31 protein-coding genes are annotated in these 22906 nt (G+C 33.2%); all 31 read left to right on the top strand.

Annotated elements, in window-relative coordinates; translation table 11 throughout:
* The first annotated feature begins 1 nt into the window (after position 1).
* Genes terS through AB8U03_RS00005 form a run of 31 tightly spaced genes read left to right on the top strand, consistent with a single transcriptional unit; the run spans position 2 to position 22757 of the window.
* Positions 2-766, top strand: a complete 765-nt coding sequence (terS, locus tag AB8U03_RS00155; protein ID WP_369702520.1) for a phage terminase small subunit — start codon at positions 2-4, stop codon at positions 764-766.
* The gene (locus tag AB8U03_RS00150) at positions 766-2109 is read left to right on the top strand and encodes a PBSX family phage terminase large subunit (RefSeq protein WP_369702519.1); all 1344 of its coding nucleotides are present in this window, start codon (positions 766-768) and stop codon (positions 2107-2109) included. Before terS ends, AB8U03_RS00150 begins: the two co-directional genes overlap by 1 nt.
* Positions 2109-3551, top strand: coding sequence for a phage portal protein (locus AB8U03_RS00145; RefSeq protein ID WP_369702518.1), 1443 nt, complete (start codon positions 2109-2111; stop codon positions 3549-3551). Before AB8U03_RS00150 ends, AB8U03_RS00145 begins: the two co-directional genes overlap by 1 nt.
* Before the next feature lie 51 nt (positions 3552-3602).
* Positions 3603-4154, top strand: a complete 552-nt coding sequence (locus AB8U03_RS00140; protein ID WP_369702517.1) for a sunset domain-containing protein — start codon at positions 3603-3605, stop codon at positions 4152-4154.
* A 59-nt stretch (positions 4155-4213) separates the two neighbouring features.
* Positions 4214-5146: a structural protein gene (locus tag AB8U03_RS00135; RefSeq protein ID WP_369702516.1), complete on the top strand. Its 933-nt coding sequence runs from the start codon at positions 4214-4216 to the stop codon at positions 5144-5146.
* Between the two features lie 11 nt (positions 5147-5157).
* Positions 5158-5424 (top strand): hypothetical protein, encoded by a 267-nt coding sequence (locus AB8U03_RS00130; RefSeq protein ID WP_369702515.1) that lies wholly within the window; start codon positions 5158-5160, stop codon positions 5422-5424.
* Positions 5424-5642 (top strand): hypothetical protein, encoded by a 219-nt coding sequence (locus tag AB8U03_RS00125; protein WP_369702514.1) that lies wholly within the window; start codon positions 5424-5426, stop codon positions 5640-5642. Before AB8U03_RS00130 ends, AB8U03_RS00125 begins: the two co-directional genes overlap by 1 nt.
* A 23-nt stretch (positions 5643-5665) precedes the next feature.
* Positions 5666-5965 carry a hypothetical protein gene (locus tag AB8U03_RS00120; protein WP_369702513.1) on the top strand — a complete coding sequence of 100 codons (300 nt, stop codon included), beginning with the start codon at positions 5666-5668 and terminating at the stop codon, positions 5963-5965.
* A 46-nt stretch (positions 5966-6011) separates the two neighbouring features.
* Complete coding sequence (locus AB8U03_RS00115; protein ID WP_369702512.1) at positions 6012-6200, top strand: hypothetical protein; 189 nt, start codon at positions 6012-6014, stop codon at positions 6198-6200.
* Complete coding sequence (locus AB8U03_RS00110; protein WP_369702511.1) at positions 6184-6828, top strand: phage scaffolding protein; 645 nt, start codon at positions 6184-6186, stop codon at positions 6826-6828. The genes AB8U03_RS00115 and AB8U03_RS00110 overlap by 17 nt, the downstream gene beginning before the upstream one ends.
* Positions 6829-6840: 12 nt before the next feature.
* Positions 6841-7182, top strand: a complete 342-nt coding sequence (locus AB8U03_RS00105) for a hypothetical protein (protein ID WP_369702510.1) — start codon at positions 6841-6843, stop codon at positions 7180-7182.
* A gap of 33 nt (positions 7183-7215) precedes the next feature.
* Complete coding sequence (locus AB8U03_RS00100; RefSeq protein WP_369702509.1) at positions 7216-8241, top strand: major capsid protein; 1026 nt, start codon at positions 7216-7218, stop codon at positions 8239-8241.
* Positions 8242-8291: 50 nt separating this feature from the next.
* The gene (locus AB8U03_RS00095; protein ID WP_369702508.1) at positions 8292-8492 is read left to right on the top strand and encodes a DUF7210 family protein; all 201 of its coding nucleotides are present in this window, start codon (positions 8292-8294) and stop codon (positions 8490-8492) included.
* A 9-nt stretch (positions 8493-8501) separates the two neighbouring features.
* Complete coding sequence (locus AB8U03_RS00090; RefSeq protein WP_369702507.1) at positions 8502-8777, top strand: hypothetical protein; 276 nt, start codon at positions 8502-8504, stop codon at positions 8775-8777.
* Positions 8774-9148 (top strand): hypothetical protein, encoded by a 375-nt coding sequence (locus AB8U03_RS00085; RefSeq protein ID WP_369702506.1) that lies wholly within the window; start codon positions 8774-8776, stop codon positions 9146-9148. The genes AB8U03_RS00090 and AB8U03_RS00085 overlap by 4 nt, the downstream gene beginning before the upstream one ends.
* 4 nt (positions 9149-9152) lie before the next feature.
* Complete coding sequence (locus AB8U03_RS00080) at positions 9153-9584, top strand: hypothetical protein (RefSeq protein ID WP_369702505.1); 432 nt, start codon at positions 9153-9155, stop codon at positions 9582-9584.
* Positions 9585-9593: 9 nt separating this feature from the next.
* Positions 9594-10022, top strand: a complete 429-nt coding sequence (locus AB8U03_RS00075; RefSeq protein WP_369702504.1) for a hypothetical protein — start codon at positions 9594-9596, stop codon at positions 10020-10022.
* A gap of 6 nt (positions 10023-10028) precedes the next feature.
* Positions 10029-10925, top strand: a complete 897-nt coding sequence (locus AB8U03_RS00070) for a hypothetical protein (protein ID WP_369702503.1) — start codon at positions 10029-10031, stop codon at positions 10923-10925.
* An 11-nt stretch (positions 10926-10936) separates the two neighbouring features.
* Positions 10937-11392 (top strand): hypothetical protein, encoded by a 456-nt coding sequence (locus AB8U03_RS00065; protein WP_369702502.1) that lies wholly within the window; start codon positions 10937-10939, stop codon positions 11390-11392.
* Positions 11340-11561: a hypothetical protein gene (locus tag AB8U03_RS00060; RefSeq protein ID WP_369703029.1), complete on the top strand. Its 222-nt coding sequence runs from the start codon at positions 11340-11342 to the stop codon at positions 11559-11561. Before AB8U03_RS00065 ends, AB8U03_RS00060 begins: the two co-directional genes overlap by 53 nt.
* Positions 11562-11603: 42 nt before the next feature.
* Positions 11604-13751: a phage tail tape measure protein gene (locus AB8U03_RS00055; RefSeq protein ID WP_369702501.1), complete on the top strand. Its 2148-nt coding sequence runs from the start codon at positions 11604-11606 to the stop codon at positions 13749-13751.
* A 14-nt stretch (positions 13752-13765) separates the two neighbouring features.
* On the top strand, positions 13766-14200 hold the full coding sequence (locus tag AB8U03_RS00050; protein WP_369702500.1) for a hypothetical protein: 435 nt from the start codon (positions 13766-13768) through the stop codon (positions 14198-14200).
* Positions 14190-15302 (top strand): hypothetical protein, encoded by a 1113-nt coding sequence (locus AB8U03_RS00045; RefSeq protein WP_369702499.1) that lies wholly within the window; start codon positions 14190-14192, stop codon positions 15300-15302. The genes AB8U03_RS00050 and AB8U03_RS00045 overlap by 11 nt, the downstream gene beginning before the upstream one ends.
* 2 nt (positions 15303-15304) lie before the next feature.
* Positions 15305-15649, top strand: coding sequence for a hypothetical protein (locus tag AB8U03_RS00040; RefSeq protein WP_369702498.1), 345 nt, complete (start codon positions 15305-15307; stop codon positions 15647-15649).
* Between the two features lie 12 nt (positions 15650-15661).
* Positions 15662-16222 (top strand): hypothetical protein, encoded by a 561-nt coding sequence (locus AB8U03_RS00035; RefSeq protein WP_369702497.1) that lies wholly within the window; start codon positions 15662-15664, stop codon positions 16220-16222.
* A gap of 2 nt (positions 16223-16224) precedes the next feature.
* Entirely contained in the window at positions 16225-17235 is a 1011-nt protein-coding gene (locus AB8U03_RS00030; protein ID WP_369702496.1) for a hypothetical protein, read from the top strand.
* Positions 17236-17247: 12 nt separating this feature from the next.
* On the top strand, positions 17248-18486 hold the full coding sequence (locus tag AB8U03_RS00025; RefSeq protein ID WP_369702495.1) for a hypothetical protein: 1239 nt from the start codon (positions 17248-17250) through the stop codon (positions 18484-18486).
* Between the two features lie 11 nt (positions 18487-18497).
* On the top strand, positions 18498-20408 hold the full coding sequence (locus AB8U03_RS00020) for a hypothetical protein (protein WP_369702494.1): 1911 nt from the start codon (positions 18498-18500) through the stop codon (positions 20406-20408).
* Complete coding sequence (locus tag AB8U03_RS00015) at positions 20392-20652, top strand: hypothetical protein (protein ID WP_369702493.1); 261 nt, start codon at positions 20392-20394, stop codon at positions 20650-20652. Before AB8U03_RS00020 ends, AB8U03_RS00015 begins: the two co-directional genes overlap by 17 nt.
* A gap of 11 nt (positions 20653-20663) precedes the next feature.
* Positions 20664-21659, top strand: a complete 996-nt coding sequence (locus tag AB8U03_RS00010) for a hypothetical protein (RefSeq protein WP_369702492.1) — start codon at positions 20664-20666, stop codon at positions 21657-21659.
* Positions 21660-21668: 9 nt separating this feature from the next.
* Entirely contained in the window at positions 21669-22757 is a 1089-nt protein-coding gene (locus AB8U03_RS00005) for a signal peptidase II (protein ID WP_369702491.1), read from the top strand.
* The last annotated feature ends 149 nt before the right edge of the window (positions 22758-22906 follow it).

Below are 22906 nucleotides of genomic sequence, written 5' to 3'. Positions count from 1 at the left end.
CATGCCGAGGCAGAGAAGCCCGAACCGGGACAAAGCGTTTGAGATTTACAAAGAGAATGACGGAAATATTGATTTAGTAAAGATTGCAGAGATATTGAATCTTTCACCTGGAACTATAAGAGGGTGGAAGAATAAAGATAAATGGGATAGTAAATTGAATGGAACGCTCCAAAAGAATACGGAACGTTCCAAACGAAAAAAAGGTGCCCAACCTAAGAATAAGAATTCAAAAGGTCATGTGAGCAGCGTACCGAAAGGTAATAAAAACGCTGAAACACATGGCTTTTTTTCTAAGATTTTTCCGCCTGAAACAATAGAAATAGTGGAGGATATTATGGTTAAAGATCCGCTGGATATGCTGTGGGAAAATATAATAATTCAGTACACGGCCATAGCGAGGTCCCAGAGGATTATGGATGTTACTGAAAAATCAGAAATGATTAAGGAACTTAAAAAATCCAAAGTTAAAACAAAAGATAGAAGTACAGAGAAAACTTCCACTAATGAATCAGAGGAGGAATATGAGTATGAGTTCCAATTCGCATGGGACAGGCAGGCCACATTTCTACAGGCACAATCAAGGGCCATGTCTGAGTTAAGGAGTCTTATAAAGCAATATGATGAAATGCTCCATAATAACTGGAATAAGGCTACGGAAGAACAGAAATTGAGGATTGAGAAGCTGAGAGCCGAGGTGGCCAAGGTTAAAAATAATGATGGTAATAAACCTATAGAAATAATGATAAAGAGAAAAAGTGATGAGTAATGATTATAGAAAAAGAAGTAAATCCTAGCTTTGAAGATTTCATTTTTAATTGGGATTATAAATTCTATTTTTTAGTTGGTGGTTATGGATCATCAAAGAGTTATCATGTAGCTTTAAAGTTAATCCTTAAATTATTACAGGAAAAAAGAACTGCCTTAGTAGTAAGAGAGGTATTTGACACTATAAGAGATAGCTGCTATTCACTTCTAGAGGAAATAGTAACAGATATGGGACTTGATGATAGAATTAAGTTCACAGCTTCACCAATGCAGGTTAGATTTCCTAATGGATCTAAGATAATATTCAAAGGCATGGATAAGCCTTCAAAGCTTAAGTCTATAAACAATGTTTCTATAGTATGGATAGAAGAATGTTCAGAGGTAAAATACGCAGGATTTAAGGAGCTTCTAGGTCGTTTAAGGCATCCAAGCCTATCATTGCACATGATACTGTCAACCAATCCTGTAAGCAAGGATAACTGGACATACAAGCACTTTTTCAGAAATGACAAGAAAAAAATATTCATACTTGATGATCAAGAACTTTATAAAAAGAGAATAGTCATAAGAAACAACACATATTATCATCACTCACTTGCAGATGATAATTTATTTTTGCCTAAAAGCTATATAGAGCAGCTTGAAGAACTGAAAACTTATGACCCTGATTTATATAGAATAGCCAGAAAAGGCAGATTTGGTATAAATGGTAGAAGAGTACTCCCTCAGTTTGAAGTTGCTCCGCATTATGCAGTACTTCAAGCTATAGGGAATATAAAAAATCCAATCAAGAGAGTTGGTTTTGACTTTGGATTTGAGACATCATATAACGCTATTGTAAGAATGTGCATTGATGATGATAAGAAAATACTTTATATCTACTGGGAATATTATAAAAATCAAATGACAGATGATAAAACTGCAATTGAAATAGCTGAATTCAAAAATACCCATGAATTAATTAATGCAGATTCAGCGGAGCCTAAGACAATTAAATATTACAAGCAGCAAGGATTTAATATTAGAGGAGCTAAGAAGTTTCAAGGATCCAGGTTACAGAATACTAAGAAAATAAAGAGGTTCAAGAAAGTAATATGTTCAGACAATTGCACTAATACCATAGCTGAATTAAAAGATTTAACATATGCAGTAGATAAAAATGGAGAGATAATAGAGGATGAATTTAACATAGATCCACATACTTTTAGTGCTATCTGGTATGGGCTTGATGGTTATGAGGTTGCTGATATCAAGGAGAAAAAATATGCTGATTCTGTCTATAACAAAGGCAGAGGTCTTAAAAATAACGTCTATCATACAAGGAAAGGAGGTACCGTATTCTAATGAATACTAAACAACAGTTATTAGGATTAACATCCATTCAACTAAAGGAAAGAAGACAATGCAAGAATGATTATTTCTATTACAAGGGAAAATGCCAGGATGAACAGCTGGCAATAAGCAATCCAGATACCATTGGACAATCTTGGACAGTTAGTGACGATCTTGATTATGTACCGGCACAGGATATACGAAATAAGGTTGGCCCACTTTTGCGCAAACAAGCAAGGTTTATGTTTAGTGCGCCTCCAGATATTTTATTCAAATCGTATGACATAAAAGATAAAGATAAATGTGAAGAATTAAGGCAATTTATAGATAAAATACTTACAGATAACAGCTTCTGGAGTGATACTCTAAAGGCTTTTTTAGATTGTACTATAAGGAAAAGAGTACTTTTAAGAATTGAAGCTAATCCTGAGCAACCAATAAATATTTTTTATAATTCAATTAATGATTTTACCTATAAAACTACATCAAATAATTATAAAAAGCTGCAAGAAATTATTCTGGTTGTTCAAGAACCGGACACAGCAGACTTGGAGAAGGATAAACAAGTATGGTACAGGCACACTTATAATTTAAAAAACAATACCTGTATTCACCAAATAGAGACATTTGCCAATGGTAATTTTGATAATCCAGTATCTACGCAAGTAGTAGACACAAAACTTGATAAGCTTCCTGCCTGGGTAGTATTGAATGATGCAATGCTTGGTGATATACATGGGCAGAGTGATGTAACGGTTCTTAGAGATGCACAGAATAGTTATAACAGGAAGGTCTCTGATTATGCTGATGCTCTAAGGTTTAATATGTTTGGTGAAAGAGTAATTATAGATGCGGATGAAAACAGTGTGAATGATTGTAAGGTGGCTCCAGGAGCAATAATACCCTTGAAAAGTATAGATGAACATACAGCAGATGCAAAAAGGCTTGAAAGTTCTTTTACTTCTGCCGATCCTGCTGAAAAGTTTCTTGATAGAGCTGAAAAAGATATGTACGAAGCTCTAGATATGCCGAGGCAGGAAGAGTTAAAAAATGTTCCGTCTGCTAAGGCATTGAAATATTTGTACAATGATTTAATAGCCAGGTGTAACGAAAAATGGAATACTTGGGAGCCGATAATTAAAGATTTGATTAGGTTAATTATTAAGTGTTGCAGTAAGTTTAATTGTTATAAGAATTGGAATCATGAATGGGATGATTTAGAATTTAATATTGTGTTTAATCATAATTTCCCCATCCCAGAGGATATTGACGATAAAAAGACGCTGGCTATGAATGAGGTTCAAGCCAATGTAAGAAGTCATAAATCTTACATCAAGGACTTCTCAAATACTGAGGATGTAGATGGAGAAATGGATGAAATAATTAAAGATATAGCTAATATTACAGCAGCTGAGAATGAACAAATAGTTCCAAACACTGACAATATTCTTTAAAATATGGTACAATATGCATAAATAGTATAATCTTAATAGGGAGAGATTCTTATGATTAAGTGGGTATTTTATGCTGCAGGAATTATATTTTTAGCACTATTCATAATATCTATGGTTAAACCAATATTTTTTAAAGAAAAATGGCGGGCGGGATTAGGATATGGGTTATATGCTGCTTTATATTTGGGATTATTTTTTCTAATGTTTTTGGGAGAGTATAACATACCGGTAAAGAATACAAATACTAATGTAAAAACATCTCAAGTATCTGTAAATGGTCCTATAACAGCACTTGAGCCTAGAAGTATTAATCAGTCTGTATTTCAAGACATCCCAATTCAGGAAGTCAAAAAAGTACCTGTTCAAGAAGTTGCAGCTGTTCCGATAGAGAATGTTACAGCAACTAACACCGTTAGCGCAGATAATAATAATCAATATGTAGATGCAAACGGGAAAGGAACAATTATAGGGGATACCGATAGTAAGATATATCATCTGCCAGGAGATCCTTATTATAATACAGAGATGCAAAAACTAAGTAATAATGAGTACTTTAAAACACCAACAGAAGCAGAAGCAGCAGGATACAGGGCAATTAAATAGTAATTAATTGTATAGCACATCAAAGTGCTATTTTTTTATACGTAAAATAGGGTGATACCATGAATGAATACGAAAAGTTAATTGATGATTCTAGGAAAAAACAATCTAAATTAAACATTGAGCAATATAAACAGATAAGAGATTTATATAGAGATGTTGCCAAAAGTCTACAGGTAAAAGCTAATAAAGCTAAAAAAGGCAGCCTTACAGAAAGATGGGCTAAAGACTATAAAAAGGCTGTAAAGGCACAAATTGAGCAGATGAGTATAGTCCTTAAATCAGTTGTATCTGAAAACATGAGAAAGAGTGCTGAAAATGCTGCAGAAATACAATTAGACTTTTTTGACCAGATTAATATGAAATATGGATTGGGAATGAGCAAGGCTTTTAAAGATATGTTTTCTGATGTTCCAAATGATGTATTGAAAGAGATGGTCTCAGGAAACTTTTATAAGGATGGTAAAGGGCTTTCTCAAAGGTTATGGTTTAATGAAAATAAGGTAAATGGGGACATTGACAGGATAATTCAAAAAGGCATAGCAGAAAAGAAAAGTGCTTATGAATTGGCTCAAGACCTCCAGACATATGTAAATCCGGATGCTAAAAAAGATTGGGACTGGAAAAAAGTTTATCCTAATGTAGCTAAAACAATAGATTATAATGCACAGAGACTGGCAAGAACCTCCATAAGCCATGCATATACACTATCAATGCTTAAAAGCTGTGAAAGGAATCCTTTTGTTAATAAAGTAAAATGGCATAGTGTATTTGCACCTAGCAGGACATGCCCTCTTTGTAAAAAAAGAGATGGACAAGAGTATTTACTCAAAAATTGCCCAATGGACCATCCGAATGGTTTATGCTATCAGGAGCCCTTGTTAGATGATAGCTTGGAGAATATAGGTTCAAGGCTTAATACTTGGGTAAAAGGTGGCAGTGATAAAGATCTAGATGATTGGTATGAGAAATATGGTGATTATTTTAGCTCTTAAGAGGTGAAAGTATGAAAAATATAGAAATACGCTGTGATAAATGTAATAAAAATTTTGTGATAAAAAAGCTTAAGACCAAATGGATAGATGAAAATGTCCAGAGAACCTATTTTATTTGTCCATACTGTAAGCTGAAATATACTTCATTTTATACAGATAAGAGAGTAAGAAAAAACATCAAGGAAATAGAGCAGCTTCAAAAGAGGTATGATGAAATAGTCCAACAAAATAAAGAGATAATGCAGGAACTTAGCGAAAAGTATGAAGGGAGCCGGTGATGAAAGATTATCTAATATGGCTTAAAAGTGGTGAATGCATAAATGGTACCACCAAAGAAAATATACTAAAAATGCTTCAAGATAGGTTTAAAAATCATGAAAATGGCAAGGAAATAATTTCATTTACTGATGAAGATGGTGCTGTAATTTTTGATATGGACAGAGTTGAAGCTATTGCAGTTAATAAATGTTATGAGGATAGGAAAGCAGGGTTTTAACTAAGTATGGAAGGAGACATACAATGTGTTCTATAAGTAGATTGTCAGAAAAATGTAGGAAATGTCCTAATGTAAAAAACTGTAACGATAAAAGAAGGGAAGCTTGTGCATTTATGAAACTTCCAAAGAAGTTATTAAATAATTGCACTTCTCCCTTAACAAATTCTTTAATGGAACCAGCAGCAAAACCTTATACTCCCATAACTATTAAAATGGGTGAGTATGGTGATATACACACAAGCTTAGAACAGATACATGAAAATATAATGAAATCTTTTATGCTAAATCCCATTAGTATGAATTCGGGTCTTAATAAGTCTTAGAAATAAGGCTTTTTATTTTGCTCTAAATTAGGAGGGAGGTATACCAATGCCAAAAGATCTATCTGTAAAAGTAGATATTACGGGAACTGATGCTTTCAATGGTTTTATAAATATTTTAAAAGAAGTCATGGAAGATGAAAGAGTTCCTGATGTAGTGAAGGATGAAACCACAATTAAAATTAATGGCTTAATAAATAAAAATAAGGAGGAACAGCGTAATGCCGAAGTTAAATGAAATTTTAGGAGAGGCTGCTTTTGCCCAGATACCAGAGGATGTTAAAAAGAAATATGCTGATGTTGATTTGGTGGATAGCACGAGTTATATTGAAAAATCTGAACTGGATGCTGCCAATAATTCTATTAAAGATTACAAAAAGCAGCTGAAGGACAGGGATAAGCAGTTAGAGGATTTAAAAGAAAAAGCTAAAGGAAATGAGGAACTCACGGCTGAAATTGAAAAATTGAAAGAGGAAAACAAGAACGTAACCAAGGATTATGAAGCGAAGATTGAAAAAATCAACTTTGATACCAAGCTTGATAAGGCTCTTGCAGCTGCCAAGGTTAAAAACCCTAAAACTGTAAAAGCTCTTTTGAATATAGAAAATTTAAAGCTTGATGGTGAGGATATTATAGGGCTTAAGGAGCAACTTGAAGGCTTGAAGGAATCTGATGGCTATTTGTTTGATGGGGATGCTGGGAATGAAAATCAAAGTGGAAATCAGAGTAAAGGTGGGACTGGCAATATAGGTAATCCCGGTTCTTCAGCGACAGATAAGGTTATGAATATAGGCGAAAGACTTGCAAAGCAAAGAACAGAACAGCAGAAAGCAGCCAAAGGTATAGACGATTTTTTATTAAAATAGGAGGGATAAAAATTGAGTATTCAATCATCAAAAACAATATTTGGAGAAAATAAAAACATACTTAGAGATGCGCAGCATTTTATTAGTTTACCTGTTAAAGCTAGCGCCACATTAATTACATCTGATTCAAATGGTAAAAAGATATTACCTGCTGGAAGTATTGTAGATAACACAGGTAAGATAGTTAATGATGGTACTGCATATGGTTTTGTATATGAGGATGTAAATTTTACTAATTCCACTGGAACAGAAGCAGTGCCTGTGGTTGTACATGGAATCATAGACAGCACACAAATACCTACACAGCCTACAGCTGAAGCACTTGCAGCAATGAAACTTATATCAATAGTATAGAAAGGAAGATGATAATCAATGCCTATTAATTTTATGGATGTTTTAAATCCTGAAAATGTAACAACATATATAACAAATTTACCACCACAGAACTTATTAGGAGCGGCTTTATTTCCAGCATCAAAACAAATGGGAATAGATATAACTCTTATAAAGGGTGCTAAGAATAAAGCTGTAGCTTTAAAACCAAGTGCTTTTGATGTAGCTGTAAGAGTTAGAGCATTAAGGGCTAGTGTTGATGAAAAGACTAAAGAGATGCCGTTTTTCAAGGAATCTGTTGTAATAAAGGAAAGAGACAGACAAAATTTACTTTTAGCTATGCAGGCCAACAACCAACAGATGAGAGACCTTATTCTTAATAATATCTATGGAGATATATCTACTTTAGTTGATGGTGCAGATATTCAAGCAGAGAGAATGAGGATGCAGTTACTATCAGATGGTAAAATATATATTTCTACAGATGATGCTGATATATCCTTGGATTTTGAAATACCAACAGGACACCAGCAAGTACTTCTTGGAACTGCTAAATGGAATGATTTTGATAATGCTGATATTGTAGGGGATATAGAAAGATGGGTAAATACCATAGAAACAGATCAAGGAGTAACCCCATCCATACTTGTTATGACTAAAGCTACATTTAATTTAATAAAGCAGAATAAAGCTATAAAGCTTGACATAAACAAAGATGGTACAACCATAATGACAGATGCCATTATAACTGCGTATCTACAAAATAAGTTAGGGGTAAGCGTAGCCATTGAGAATGGTAAGTATTTTGCTGAAGATGGAACTACTCAACTTCCATATTATCCAGATAACAAGATAACATTAATTCCTAAAGGAACTCTTGGAAGTACACATTATGGTACAACTCCTGAAGAAGCTGATTTAATGAGTGGTGCATCTGCCAATGTTTCAATAGTTAGAAATGGAATAGCTGTAACAACCGTGAAGAAAACAGACCCAGTGCAGATACAGACAAAAGTATCTCAAATTTGTATGCCTTCATTTGAACATTCAGATGAGGTATTTATAGCAACAGTAGCATAGAGAAATTAAAATCTCTATGCCTAATTTATTTAAGGAAAGGATTGATATAAATGGCATCAACTAAGGAGACTATGATTGAAGTAACTGTAAAAGTAAATATTAAATATGACAACCAAATTAAAAAGGCAGGAGAAAAACTACAGATAAGAGAATCTGACTTGAAAGAGTTTAAAGATAAAGGGTATATAGAATATATTCCACAAACGGCTGCACAAGATCCCGTTCCACCACAAACTCCACCTGGTAAGTAGGTGAGAGTTGTGGCTAGTAATTTAGATATATTAAAATTTAATCTTCAGGAAAAAGGATATCCATACTTTGATGATGAGGATTTGCAGTTGCTTCTTGATAAAAATAATGGAGATATTCAAAAAGCAAGTTACGAAGGATGTATGAAAAAGGCCGTAGCAGATGATTCACTTACCTTATCCGATATAAAACTTTCTAGTAATAGAGAATACTGGCTTACACTTGCAAAACAATTTAAACCAGCACCGAATTATATTACAAATATGCAAAGGGCTGACGGCCAATGAGATGGGATGAAACAAGAAAGCAGAGAATAAGAAATCAATTAATTAAGAAAGTAACTCCATTTATGAAAGATATAATAGTTTTAAGAATGGGTAAGAATGTGTTTGGAGAAAAGCAAGAAGATCAGTATGTTTCAGCTGTTAGGGGGTATTACCATATAGGAAGTACTTCTATTAATATAGTTAACAATAGTACGGAAGCTGCGAATCTAAATAGAAATTACCAGGACAGACTTTTACTGATAGTAGATGATGAGGTTATAAAAATAAAAGAACATGATTATTTTATTCTTGATGATGTTATGTATGAAATAATTGATAAGGGAAACATTGAGGACATTGTCTGGGATACTTATTTGAGGAGAAAGGAGTGAGAACATGAATGGATTTAAGTTTGATGCAACTGATTTATTAAAAAAGATTGCTATGATGGGAGAAGTAAATAATAAAATGAAAGCAGCTGTTGGAGTTTATTGCGATAGTTCTGGTAAAAAGATGGAAAGCTATGCTAAGAGTAATGCCAAATGGGAAAACAGAACGGGAAATGCAAGGCAGACAATTAAAGGTGGATTTAAATGGGAAGATAATAGCAAATGTAGTGCTTTTGTGGCTGGCAATATGGAATATTCTCCATACCTTGAATTGGCACATGCTAAAGGTAAAAGTGTAGATAATGAAGTTGGTATGGAAGTATCGCCTTCATTTGCTCAACTAGAACTAGCTAATGAGGGAAAGTATGCAATATTAAGACCTACAGTTAGAAAACTCACTCCTGAATTTGTGAGCGGTATGGCTAATCTTTTAAAGTAAGGTGATTATATGGGAGTTAGTTTTAGATATGCATCTCTAGGAGATTTATTGCAAAATTATATAAATGGAACATATATACCACGTACTGTATGGGAACGTGTTTTTTTATTATTAAAAAGCAGAGGAATAGATGTGTATTCCCCAGGACAGCATGAGGGAAAATGCACATCTCCTTATGTTGTAGTAAAAAATACAGGAACTTCAGGTTTTCAGGGCAGTAATCAAATAGGCTCTCAGACATTAGATATTATAATTTATTATCCTTTGACAAATTATTCGGACATGGAGCCTTATACATGCCAGATCCAGAACTTCTTGAGTCAATTAAAAGAATATATAAGATCTACAGGAAATATTACACCAGTGGTAATTGATGATACAGTGAGCGGATATACGCAAACAATTGAGTATCAAACATTTCAAAGATTAAGGAGGTAAAACAGAATGTCAGATGTTACAACTTCTACAGAAAGTATGCCCATTGCAAATATCGCATTGGGAGAAATTATAAACGAAATTACAGGCGAATCCTTTATTTTTGATACAGCAGAAAAAGCTGATATCAAACCGGATCTTAGTAAAGGTAAAGAAGATATTTTGAGAGTTAAAAACAGGATAATTGCTATAAATAGAACAGATGATATATGCATAGGATACAATATTAAACTTACAGATAATACATTTTCACCTGAAGTTATGGCATTAGTAGATGGAGGAACTGCTACATCCAGCGGATATGAAGGAGCCGAGGTAGGAAAAGCAGTAAATAAAGTACCATATACTTTAAATTTATACACTGAGGAAAAAGACTATGATTCTTCAACTATTAAGTATGCCAAATTTAGCTTTAGACATAATAAGGGAACACCAGTGGAATTCAAATTTGAAGATGGAAAGTTTTATGTTCCTGAATTTGAATCTACCAGCAGACCCAAAAAAGGTGAAAAACCAGTATATATTGAATATGTGGATACTTTACCTAATGGAGATACAAGTGACGGCTCAATACCTACTGTACCTAGCCCACCAGTGCCTACAAATCCGGATGAATCCACAGGAACTCCTGGAGTTACAATAGGGACAGATTGTAAGGTAACATGGACTTTTGCTGATGCTGTAAATGATGCAGATGTTACGGCTATTAATTTCAAAGTTACTAAAAAATCAGATGGTTCAATTGTTTCTGGTAATGTAACCATGGATACAACTAAGAAAATTATTACTTTTATACCAACTGGTATAGTTGCAGGAATTACTTATGAAGCTACTGCAGCATCAATTAGAAAAGCAGATAGTAGTGGGAATACAACTGCTGTAACGGTTGAATTTACTACAGCATAGGAGGATTTTAAATGGAAGAATTAAGAGTAACAAGCTTGGAAGAGCTGAAAAAACAATATACAGAAGTAATAGAATTAAGACCTTTTGCTGGAGAGAAGTCTATTCATGTAAGGGTAAAAAGACTTTCTATTTTAGGATTATGCCAAGAAGGAGAAATACCTAATCAACTATTAGGGGTGGCAAGAAAACTGTTCTATCAGGAAGACATACAAAAAGTTGATTTAAAAGAGTATGGGAATATTATTGATATAATATGCAAAAATACTTTAATAGAGCCAAGCATAGAACAATTAAAAGAAGCAGGTTTGAAACTTACGGATGAGCAAAAGCTTGAACTTTGGGCATATAGTCAATTGGGGGTGGAAGGATTAAAATCTTTTCGTAAAATCAAAAAGGATTCTTTCAGTGATAATGATGGCAAAGACATACAAGACAAGACCAAGCCAAATTTTAAGCATAGAAGATAACTACACAGCATTTTGTTTTGATGAAGCATGTGATTATATACTAAGTGAACTTTCTAAAGAAAAGCCTAGAACTCCTAAGTGGGATTATAAAGAAAATATTGACTTAAGTAGTAATGAAAGTAACAAGGATACGATTAAATGGATGATGAAACATAATAAAACACTCTAATCTAGGGTGTTATTTTTATACCCTAAACAGGGGGGTGGTATATTGGCGATAAATGCAGGCTCTGTAGTTGCGTTTATGGAATTAGACACTTCAAGATTTACTAATGGTTTAAGTAGTGCAGGAGAGCAGATGAAGCAGTTCATGAATTCTAATAATTCTGCAGAGACTAGAATACAGAGTTTGGGTGGAGCAATGAACACCGTTGGTAAAACAGCAACAGCAGCTGTAACGCTTCCTTTAGTTGGAGTTGGAACTGCGGCGGTTAAAACATCTATGGATTTCGGAGCTCAAATGTCAAAGGTGCAAGCCATAAGCGGGGCTACAGGTGATGACCTGAACAAATTAAGAGAACAGTCTATTAAACTTGGAGCTGATACAGCATTTAGTGCTACTGAAGCAGCTGAGGGTCAGGAGAATTTAGCAAGTGCAGGATTTAAAACAAATGAAATATTGGAAGCCATGCCTGGAATGTTAAGTTTAGCGGCAGCAGGGGATGTGGACATAGCTACTGCATCTGATATAGCAGGAAGTTCACTTAGAGGTTTTGGGATGGAAGCTGGTCAAGCTACTCACGTTGCGGATGTGTTGGCAAAAACAGCAGCAGATACAAATGCAGGAATAACTGATACTGGGGAGGCAATGAAATACATTGCTCCAGTTGCTCATTCATTGGGAATTAGTTTTGAAGATACAACTGCAGCCATAGGACTATTAAGTAATGCAGGAATTAAAGGCTCACAGGCAGGAACAACTTTAAGATCAGCACTAACAAATTTAGCAAGTCCAACTAAAGCGGCAGCATCAACAATGAAGGAATTAGGAATGAATTTTTTTGATGCACATGGTAAAATGCTTCCCTTAGGAGATGTAATACAGCAATTAAAAGATAAAACATCTGGATTGACTCAACAACAAAAAGCAAGTGTAATGGAAACTTTATTTGGGCAGGAAGCTATGTCAGGAATGCTTGCTTTGGTGGATCAGGGACCGGATAAATTTAGGAATCTTGAAAAGGGACTTAAGAATTGTGACGGTGCAGGAAAAGAAATGGCCGACACAATGCAGAATAACCTCAAAGGTGCTATTGAAAGTATGAAAGGTTCTATAGAAACCATGGGAATAAGAATTGGAGATGTTCTGGCACCTGGAATAAAAAAAGCTGCAAATTTTATATCTGCTTTGGCCAATGGTTTTTCTAATTTACCCAGACCTATCCAAACGGCCATTGTCTATTTAGGAATTATGGCTGCGGCATTTGGACCTACAATGATTATTTTTAGTAAAATAATCACATCAACTGCTACAGTAGTTGGAGCTATGAGTAAAATTGGGTCTGCAGTTTCAGCAGTATCAAAAGTATTCAGCGGTTTAAGGAGTGCTACAAGCATTTTTACAGCCTTGCCAGCCCTTATAAATCCACCTGTTTTAATTACAGTTGGAGTAATAGCTGGACTTGGATTAATAGTATATGCAGTAATCAAACATTGGGATGCTTTTAAAAAATATGCATCTGCTTTTGGAGAAGCTATAAAAAGTATATTTAAATCCGTTGGTGATTTTTTCTCTAAGGCTATTAAAGGCTGGGAAATGTATTTTGATGAATTTAAAGACTTTCTTTCTAAATCAGCTAAAGGATGGGTAATGATTTTTCACGATCTGGGGGCGGATATGAAGGCTATAGGTAAATTTATCTTTGGAGGCTTATTTGATGGTATTAGTAGCATGGCTGGTAAGATAAAAGATAAAGTGTCATCCATAGCAAGTTCTATAAAAAATACTTTTAAAGAGGCACTTGAGATACATTCACCGTCAGCTATTTTTGATGGATTTGGTGTTAATACAGGGCAAGGATATATAAATGGATTAGATAAAATGCAAGATGCTATTAGAAATAGATTCTCCAGGTTGGCAAATGGTATTAAAAATTTAGGCAATACAAAGCTAAACCTTTCAGGGCTTGATAACGCTGTAGCAAATAGTACTTACGGAGGTAGCCAGGACGGAAAATTAAGCAACCTTGGCGCAGGTAAATTTCTTAATTTCGATCCAAAAATAAATCTTTATGTAACCGTGGCCGATACAGGAGAAAAAGGTACTGCAAAACTTACAGATGAAGTAAGATCTATGGCTAAGAGTTCGCTGAAAAATGGTTTAGTGGATTTCTTCATGAATGATGTTATAAGGGACTAGGAGGTGGCTTATGATTGGATATATCAAGGCTTAATGGATTCAATGTACAATTTTTATATTCAGATGGTATAGATACAGGATCGGTAATAACAAATTATAAACCACCACGGCCAGCTTATTTCAGAAAGGGAATCAGAACGATATCTGGATATACTCAGTTTCAGGAGAATATTAAGAGCGATTGTATAGTTGAATGTACTTTATCTTTTCAAATTAAGGGAGATACGGATGCAGAGACTCAGGCTAATGCACAAAAATATTTAACCTTTCTAAGTAGGTGTACTGAAAGATTTACACTAATAAACGAGTTCGGGGTGACTTACAAAGGATATATCCAGGAAAAGTTTGACCCAGATACTCCAATTGAAGGAGATATATATTATATAGCTATACAACTTTTATGCAATCATGATATTTCAGGTTGGGTGAGTGATGATAATGGGTTATAGCATAACTATATATAAAAAGATGGGTTATGTAAGCTATGGAACTGAAGATGCAGATAAGATTACGATTATAAATAGTCTAATAGATGTAAAGATAAATAGAGCAAGGGATACACAAGTTACGGAAGCAACTGTAATTATGGAATATGAAAAATTGCCATTAGCTGCATTTCAAGGAGGTAACTCTGGAATTATAGATAATTATGCTCATATTGAAATCTATTTTGATAATGTAATTCAGCTTTCAGGAGTCATAAAAAAATATGAGTATAACGAAGAAAATAAAACAATAACGCTAAATTGCCATGATATGTTTTATAGACTTTTAAATGCTACGGATGAAGATATAAATTATGGTGTTACTACCGCGGTGAACGTAATTGCAGACTTAGTGAATAGGGCGGGATTAAATTTTTATCAAGAGGGTGGAACTAATTATAGTATTTCTAGCTTAAAAATAACAGAAGGTACTGTGTATGGAGATGTTATACAAAGTTTTTTAGAAACAATGCATGCAATTATTAGATGCAATAAAGCAGGTACAATTGTTTTGGAAGATCAATATCCTCCGTATATAGAAAGCGGTGGAGATGCTAACCACTTTGACTGGGTATACAAAGATTCTACGAATAACTCCTCTGACAATGCTGGCAGAGATGCAACACTAATGAAAAACATTCTTAAAATAACTTGTAGCGTAAAAATTAAAAATGAAGATTATATTGCCTTTGATAAATTTGAAGATCCAAGTATGACTTCTTATTTAAATGGTGAAAGATGGTATGAAATAATAGACAATTCTTTGGCAAATACCCAAGAAAAGAGAAAAGCTGTGGCAGGATGGAAGTATTTAGAGTATTGGAGAAAGAGCACCCCGCTTACAGTATTGCCAACCTTAGGTAATAAAAATATTGATTTAGGCCAGGTAGTAAAATTGTTAAGAGATAATACAAATCCGGGATATTATTTAGTAGTTGGTATAGATACAGAAGTAACAGGAGATGGCTACACAGATACTTTACAATTAGAAGGCATGAGAGATAAAACTACAATTTACGAGATACCAAAATTGATTGCTTCTGGTGTTATGAAGGAGGCAAGTTAATTATGTCTAATAATGGATTTAAGAACTTTAGAGAGCCTGTACTTTATGTACTGAATCAGGAGCTAAGAAAAAGGAATCTTAGAAATAAGGTATCTATAGATACAGGTGAGCAGCCGTATAAGGGAGAACTTGTAGAATATCCGGTTAAGCTAATGAGAGATCCTTCTACAAAGAAAGTTATTAAATGTGTGTATGGAACTGATACAGACCAGTGGAGTGAGGAACTTATTAGGGATAGCAGTGGGAAAGTTTATAGAATAAAAACAACTTATCCTGATGGTAGTATTAAAACAGTACAAATTAATAAAGACTCGGATAATCTAGTTGATAATATAGATTATATTTAGGAAGTGGTTTAATTGAGTTTACCTTCATACGTAATAAATTTTGATGAGCTGGCAGATGCTATAAAAGATTATCTGCAAAATGGAGTAAATGTTGATATTGGAAGTATAACAGTACCTACAGATAATATGGAAGACTTGCTTACTCAGATAAGAGATAAAATACAAGGTGTGAATTATACAGATTTAATAGAAGCATTAAATGCTCTCGGAGTTAAATTGGATGGTCTTTCTGGTAATCTAGGTATAAGTGGTATACAGAAAATATATGGACAAATGCTTCAGATATCAGCACCCGAAGGTCCCTATACCATAGAATTTACAGTACCTAAAGCAGGAAGAATTACTGGAATAACAGCCTCTCAATCAGCGTGGAATTTCCAAGATACATGGGATTTAAGGGTTGAAGATACAGTGTTATTTACTGGTGTCCGAACTAAGGAATATGGAGAAAATAAGTTCTTTAATGTTTTTTATCCGGTAACTGCAGGCCAAAAAATATACTTTGTATTTAATAATGTCAGTGGTTCTTCTAAAATATTGTGGGTGGATTTTAATATATTGGAGGATTCATAGTAGTGAGTTTACCAAAGTATATTATAAATTTTGATGAATTAGAAGATGAATTGAAAAAGAATCTGCTGCAAATTGTAGATAATGCAATGAAAGATAAATACCCCCAATTGAATACTGGAGATATAGAATCTCTATTAAGTGAAATAGAGGACTTGCTACCAGATGAAAAGTACAAAGGGCTTAAAAATAGAATAGAACAATTCATAATGTATAAATATGATGGTACTCAAAAGGTTCAGGCAGCTTTGCTGGATATACCTGCAATTATAAGTGATTATAAGAAAGATTTTGTCTTTGATAAGGATGTTTTTTTAACTGGCCTACATTTAAACCAGACAGGTTGGAAAAAGGAAGATAGGTACAGTATTGAAATAGATAAAAATAGAATAATAGACAATGCGACTACAAAGGAAATAGGAGAACATAAATACTTTAATACTTATTGTAAAGTAAATGCAAATATACCTATTTCTTTTATTTTACACAATTTAAGTGGAAACAGCAGGCAGGCTGTAATTGATTTAGAATACTTAGAAGGAAAGGAAATTACAATAGATCCTGCAGCACCTGAAAATCCTGACATTGGAGATATACCAAATGATTGGGATATAGCAGTCCGTATGCAGTGGGAAGACAATAATGATACAGACATGGATCTCCATGGGTTTATGGGAAATATGCACGTGTTCTTTGACAACAAATCCTATAATGGATTTTACCTCAATTGGGACTATGTAGAGCATATGACTAATAGTAATCCTGAAATAATATCGGTTAAGGGTCACTATGATAAAACTTTGGAAGTATATATTCATGATTTCAATGGTGGCCCCATAAAGAACCCTATAAATCTGAAAATATATGAAAAGAGGTCTTATAATGTGGTTCTCCTCAAAGAATATAATATTGCAGTTGAGAATAGCAGTTCTCTTGGCTATGGAGTATGTAGTATAGATTTAAAAACCAAAAAAATAACAGACATGTTTGTTAGAAAGGATTTATTTAGAGAATAAGGAGGTAATTATATGGCAGTAACAGAGGATTTTTATTATGTAGAGGGCAATACCAGTGTAAAGAACTTAGTTAAAGCTCTTGTTACAGAGATAACCCAGAATGCAGGTATTTATAAATGGGATTTGGTAGTACCATCCAGTATAGATAATATTGGTGCTAGTTTAGAACCTGAAACTGTAAACTTAATAACAGATGGAAGTACTACAGATAAGGTTCAGACAGAATATACAATAAATAAACAAAGTGATACATGCATAATAAAAGCAACCACAAGTTATGGAAAGACTTTTTATGTAAAGATTGATAGAGTGTCAAAAGATTTATCTGTGGAAGAAAAACAAGCTATAGTAAATTTTAAAAGCTTACACATGTATCTTATTGCAGGAGGAGGTACAGGGCATAGAGCAGATGCACAAGTTCTTGAAATAATGGCAGGTGAAAATCCAGACATATCAGGTAGCGGTTACGGCGACTATGTAAGTGCTGTAATAGGTGCACAGGCATTGAATAATATAAGGTTACAGATAGCAACAGAACTCAATCAAGCAGGTGACGACATAAATATAGCGGATGATGTGCAACAAAACTATAATTATAGGCTGGCCTGGTATAGAAGTCTACAACCTGAAATAAAAGATTTTTTACCAGTACAATATTGGTTAAATGTTACCAAGGACAGTATAAATCTTGTGCTTAGAGGAGATCCAAGCGCAGATGTTGCACCTTATAATAATTATCTGACAAGTTATGCTTATATTGGAGCATTAAAGCCTGTAGAGGATTCGGCTTACACGGATGATGTGTATAACTTTGGAATAACTACATCCAGTGATATTGATCCAAATTACAGTAACCCATATGGTGAAAGAACTGCCACGGGAGTAACAGATGTATGCATGATCGCAAACAAGATAGGAATGCCATATCAGCCACATTATCCGGCTTTTTATTCTACAAATGTATTTATGGATAAATGTAATGTTGAAGGTTCAAGATGGAATCATAAAAAACATCAATTTTCGGATATCACTCTTGTTCATCCAGTTGATATGGAAAGAGGGAAAATGATAAATGTTCTGGCTGGAGATGCATCCAGCATATATGATATGGACAAACTGGTATATGCAAAGGATACTGATGATGAGGAAAACTATAAAAAATTTAAAATAACAGCCCCATTTAATTTTTTGAATAATAGCTCAAATGTAAATTATTGCGTTGCCATTAGATGTTATAAGGCTGCCGAATAGGAAGTGGTCAAATGCCCTTGCATATAGTTCCCTTGTGTAATTTTAGATATGCAGGGGATGTTTATTCTGGAGCTACATTTGAATATGATACCACAGGAAAAATATTTAAAGCTGAAAGACTAAAATTACTTCGTGAAAGTACCATAAAAGAGATTGAGAAGAGTAAAGAAAATAAACTTTTACGTAGTGTTTGGAATAAAAGTATAGTTAAAAATAGCAGTAAGCTTTTACGTAGAAACAATTATGATGTCAGTAAATCTATTTTTAAATGTTTAAAAGCAGAAAATAGAGGCATAAACATAAACCCAGGAATATCTTTAGAAGAATTCAGAAATATAATTTTAAATATCGACAGAAGTATTGAATTGGGGAATACAAATGACATTATCATAAATGTGGAATGTAGTAAAAGTCTTGAAGATGCTGGCTTCACCGAATTTGAATTGGAAAGAAATAAAAATTTGCAGGAATCTAAAGATAAACAAATAAGCAGAAATGATTCTCTTGTACATTTCAACAGGGAAAATTTACTATTCAATTTAATTATAAATGATACTTATATGCATAAATTAAGTGAAAAGCCAATGGATAAGAATAAATCTATAATATTTACTTTGTCTTATAAAATTAGATTTATAGGTAAATCATCAGAAAAATATTTTGACAGAGTCTATTTTATCCAGACCTTTTTATATGAGAATAAATCTTATGAAAGGTATGATATAAAAAATATAAGTAAGTATAATCAAAGATTTGTGGATAGAATTGCATTAAAACATATGGACTATAGAGATGCTGTATTTAGTTTAAAAAGAGAAGTATTGAGAAATATATTTATGTCCTACAGATTAATAAATCTGGATAGAGTCACCATAAAAAAGATTTTTAGAAATTTAAAAACTAAATTATTACGGAAAGATAATAGAAGAAACCTTTCAGTTATTGTAGATAATTATGGCTTGGATAGATTAGTGGTTAATCACATATTTAAGGATATCAGTAAACTTTTTATAAGATATACAGAAAAGAATATTTATTTTGATTATAGTACTTTATTGAACAGAGAAATAATTACTAAGATAAATAAAATGCAGGATAAGTATTTAAAGGGCATAGGCCTTATAAATATTTACAGACAAACAGGAAAATCATTATCTGGTGCTACTGTACTTAATATATTTGAGAATGAAAGCCGTAGCTTAGGTAGTTTTAATAGAGATTTGTATAAAGAGGTCAATAATAACAAATTTATAGAGATTACAAAAAGATGGTGGTGGCTAAACTCAACGGATCCACGAGACAATTTAATTATTCCTAATATGGATTTTAGCTACAATGAGGAACTTTTAAATAATTCTTATTATGAGTACCTTAGATTTACAAATCATCCCATAGGATGGGGAAATACCTGGGGTATAGATTGGAATATTCCTGCTTATGCTGTAAGCATTGAAATAATGCTGGATTTAGTAAATATCTTGATTATGACATGGCATGACAATGTACAAGGGTGGTTGTGTTGTAGCGGGAAGGAGTCAATGCAGTTTATAATGGAACTTTTATATGATTGGTATACTTTAGATATTTTAAAGCCTAATGCAGATTATTACAGGGCTTACAGGTGGATTAGATGGGAAGCAGAGAAAGTATATTTTTTAAATTTGGATAATGGATTACAAGCCGTAGGCCTACTTATAGCAAATTTGATAGATTACTTAAAACGACACCATTTCAATTTAGTTCCACTTTGGAGAAATTCAAAGGCTATGGATATAGAAAGAAACTTTAATAGAATGGCTCAGAATAGTGATTTAATGAAAGCTTTAAACAAGGCAAAGGGTAAAAGATATTATTATCTAGAAACTCAAAATATAGAAAAGAAAAATATTTTAGGAGATGGTGGTAATGGCAGCAATTCCTAGTACAGTAGATTTTAAAACTCCACGTCAAAAGGAATGGGGAGTATTACAAAGTAAGAATTTAGCGCAACTAAATTATGGAGGAATAACAGATGATAAAGGGGTTCCTATAAAAACCTATTCAACTAACTGTTATCAAGATGCACTTGATCAGGCGAAGTTATTAATAGCCCAAGGTACGGGAACTACTAATGTACAGGTAGTTGAATTTGTACCATATGATTACATGATGCAGCCTAATGTATAGGAGCTGGTTACATGAAACTTATAAAAGTTAAAGATGGATTACTGGAGGTTGAGAATTTTTTCTTAACCTCCTCTTTCAGTGATTTTGCTGGAAGTGCTAATGTAACTAGAGATATTGCTTCAGAAAAAGTTAAACTTATTTCAAATAATAAGATTGAAAGAGATTTCAATTTTCCCGAATTTGTATTGGAAGTAGAAAAAGGAAACTTTAATCCCATGGGAGAAGATGATTACTCTACAATATATTTTGATAATGAAAAATATGCCTTTGGTATTAAAGATAAAAAACAAGATGAGCAGCATAGGTTCTGGAAAATACTAAAGCAGGACAATTATATACAAGCCTATACATCAGATGATGGAATCAATTATACCAATATAGGTGGAATGAATTTTGCTGATGAAATACTTCATCAAGGTTTTGAGAAATACAGCAATGAAGATTTTATTCTGAATAACTATAGAGTATATGCTAACCCTTATGTAATACTGCAAAACTTTCCTGAAAATACTGTTTGTGAACTGTATGATACAAATAATAATTTACTTAAAACTAGAACTTTTGATGGTAATTTAGAATGTAAGATATTTTTAGATTCTAATATTCAAGGATATTTTGTTTTTAAAGATACTAACAATAATGAACTGTATAGATCTGGCTTATTGGATTTAAAATATGGTGATGTATATATATTTAGCAAATACGAACTTGAAATAATCTATAATGGCTTAGTTGTTACAAATACAAGTCCTGGCATATTGAAAGATTTGAATGAAAGTATAACTATTAAAAATTTAGATACTGTGGATTATACAGGATTGAATATTGGAATAGAAACTGCAAGTAACGACTTAATTCAGCTGAGTCTGGATGGTGAAATTTATTCGGATACTATAACTTTGGACTTGCCACAAGGTCAGAGCAAAGACATATTTGTAAAAATAACTAAAAATGTAGATAATCATAATTTCTCAGTAAGAGATTTTCAACTTGTTATAAGTGAGTAGGTGAGATACATGAGTGAATTTTTCAGCGTGACTTTAAATAAGGATGTTGTTTTGGATGATAGCCAGACATCACAAGCTACAGGATGGAGCAGCCAGAAGATACTGGATGAAATAATTCAGCATAGAATAACTAAATTTGAAGAATTAAGTGATGTAAATGTTGCAAATAAAAAAGATAAACAAATTGTAGTTTATTCTGAAGATCAACAAAAATTTACTACTATCGATATTGGAAACATAGGGGACGTAGCAGGGCTAAGCTTAAAACAAATAAGCAAAATGGGTGTAGTAGGGAGTGCAGACTCTCCATATGAAGTGGATATTCCTATAAATACTGTAGATTTCAAAGTTCCAAGAGTGAATGTCTTAAAATGGGAACCTAGTGCTGAACAGGATGTTATAAAAACTCTAAATTTATTTAGTAATTCTGAATCAAGTGATTTTCAGTCTGATGATATGATTGTTTTTGACAATACAGCACATCTTAAAACAGAACATAATTATCAGATGCAATATGTTGGGGACATAGGAACAGATAATGGAGAATATTCTTGTGAAATAGATAAGAGTATTTTTAAGAACATTGAAGATATGCAAGAAGATGAGGATGGATTAGATAAATATTTAGATTTAACAGTAATACCGAAAGATAGGTTTTTAGTTGCCAGTGGAGATAAAGACCTTAGTTACGTAGATAATGTAGATTATTTTAAAATTACTGCCACTGGAACTAATGTAAAAGTAGTATGTAGTGTAGATGGTGGACAAACATGGAAAACTTTTGATACTGATCACTGGGAAAATATAAGTTTAACTGTGGAAGACGTAAAGCAGAAGGGCATGAGTGTGGCCACATTTAATGCTATAAATTCTACCTATTGGAATTTGCTTAATACAAACAAGAAAATAAGGTTTGCATATTTACTTTCCATGGATGATATTTCAGATGTAGAAAATATAGATAATCTTGATTTACAATATGATGGCAAAGGGCGCTGGTTAGAAGTGAAAGACAGCGAATATGATGTTGTTTATGCTAGTAATACTAACTTACAAATATTTTTAAAGTTTAGTGGAGACGTAAAAATTAATTATTAAGAAATTTTCGTTAATTTGGAGATGATAAAATAAATGGATACAGTTACATGGAATCCTAATGATAAAGGTTCTGCTACAAGTCTTTCAAATAATAATTTAACTGCTACTGGTGTAGATGGTAATGGGACACATATGGGAGTAAGAGCGAC

The organism is Clostridium moutaii (assembly GCF_041205085.1).
GTDB lineage: Bacteria > Bacillota > Clostridia > Clostridiales > Clostridiaceae > Clostridium_B > Clostridium_B moutaii.
This window is presented reverse-complemented; position numbering and strand designations above follow the sequence as displayed.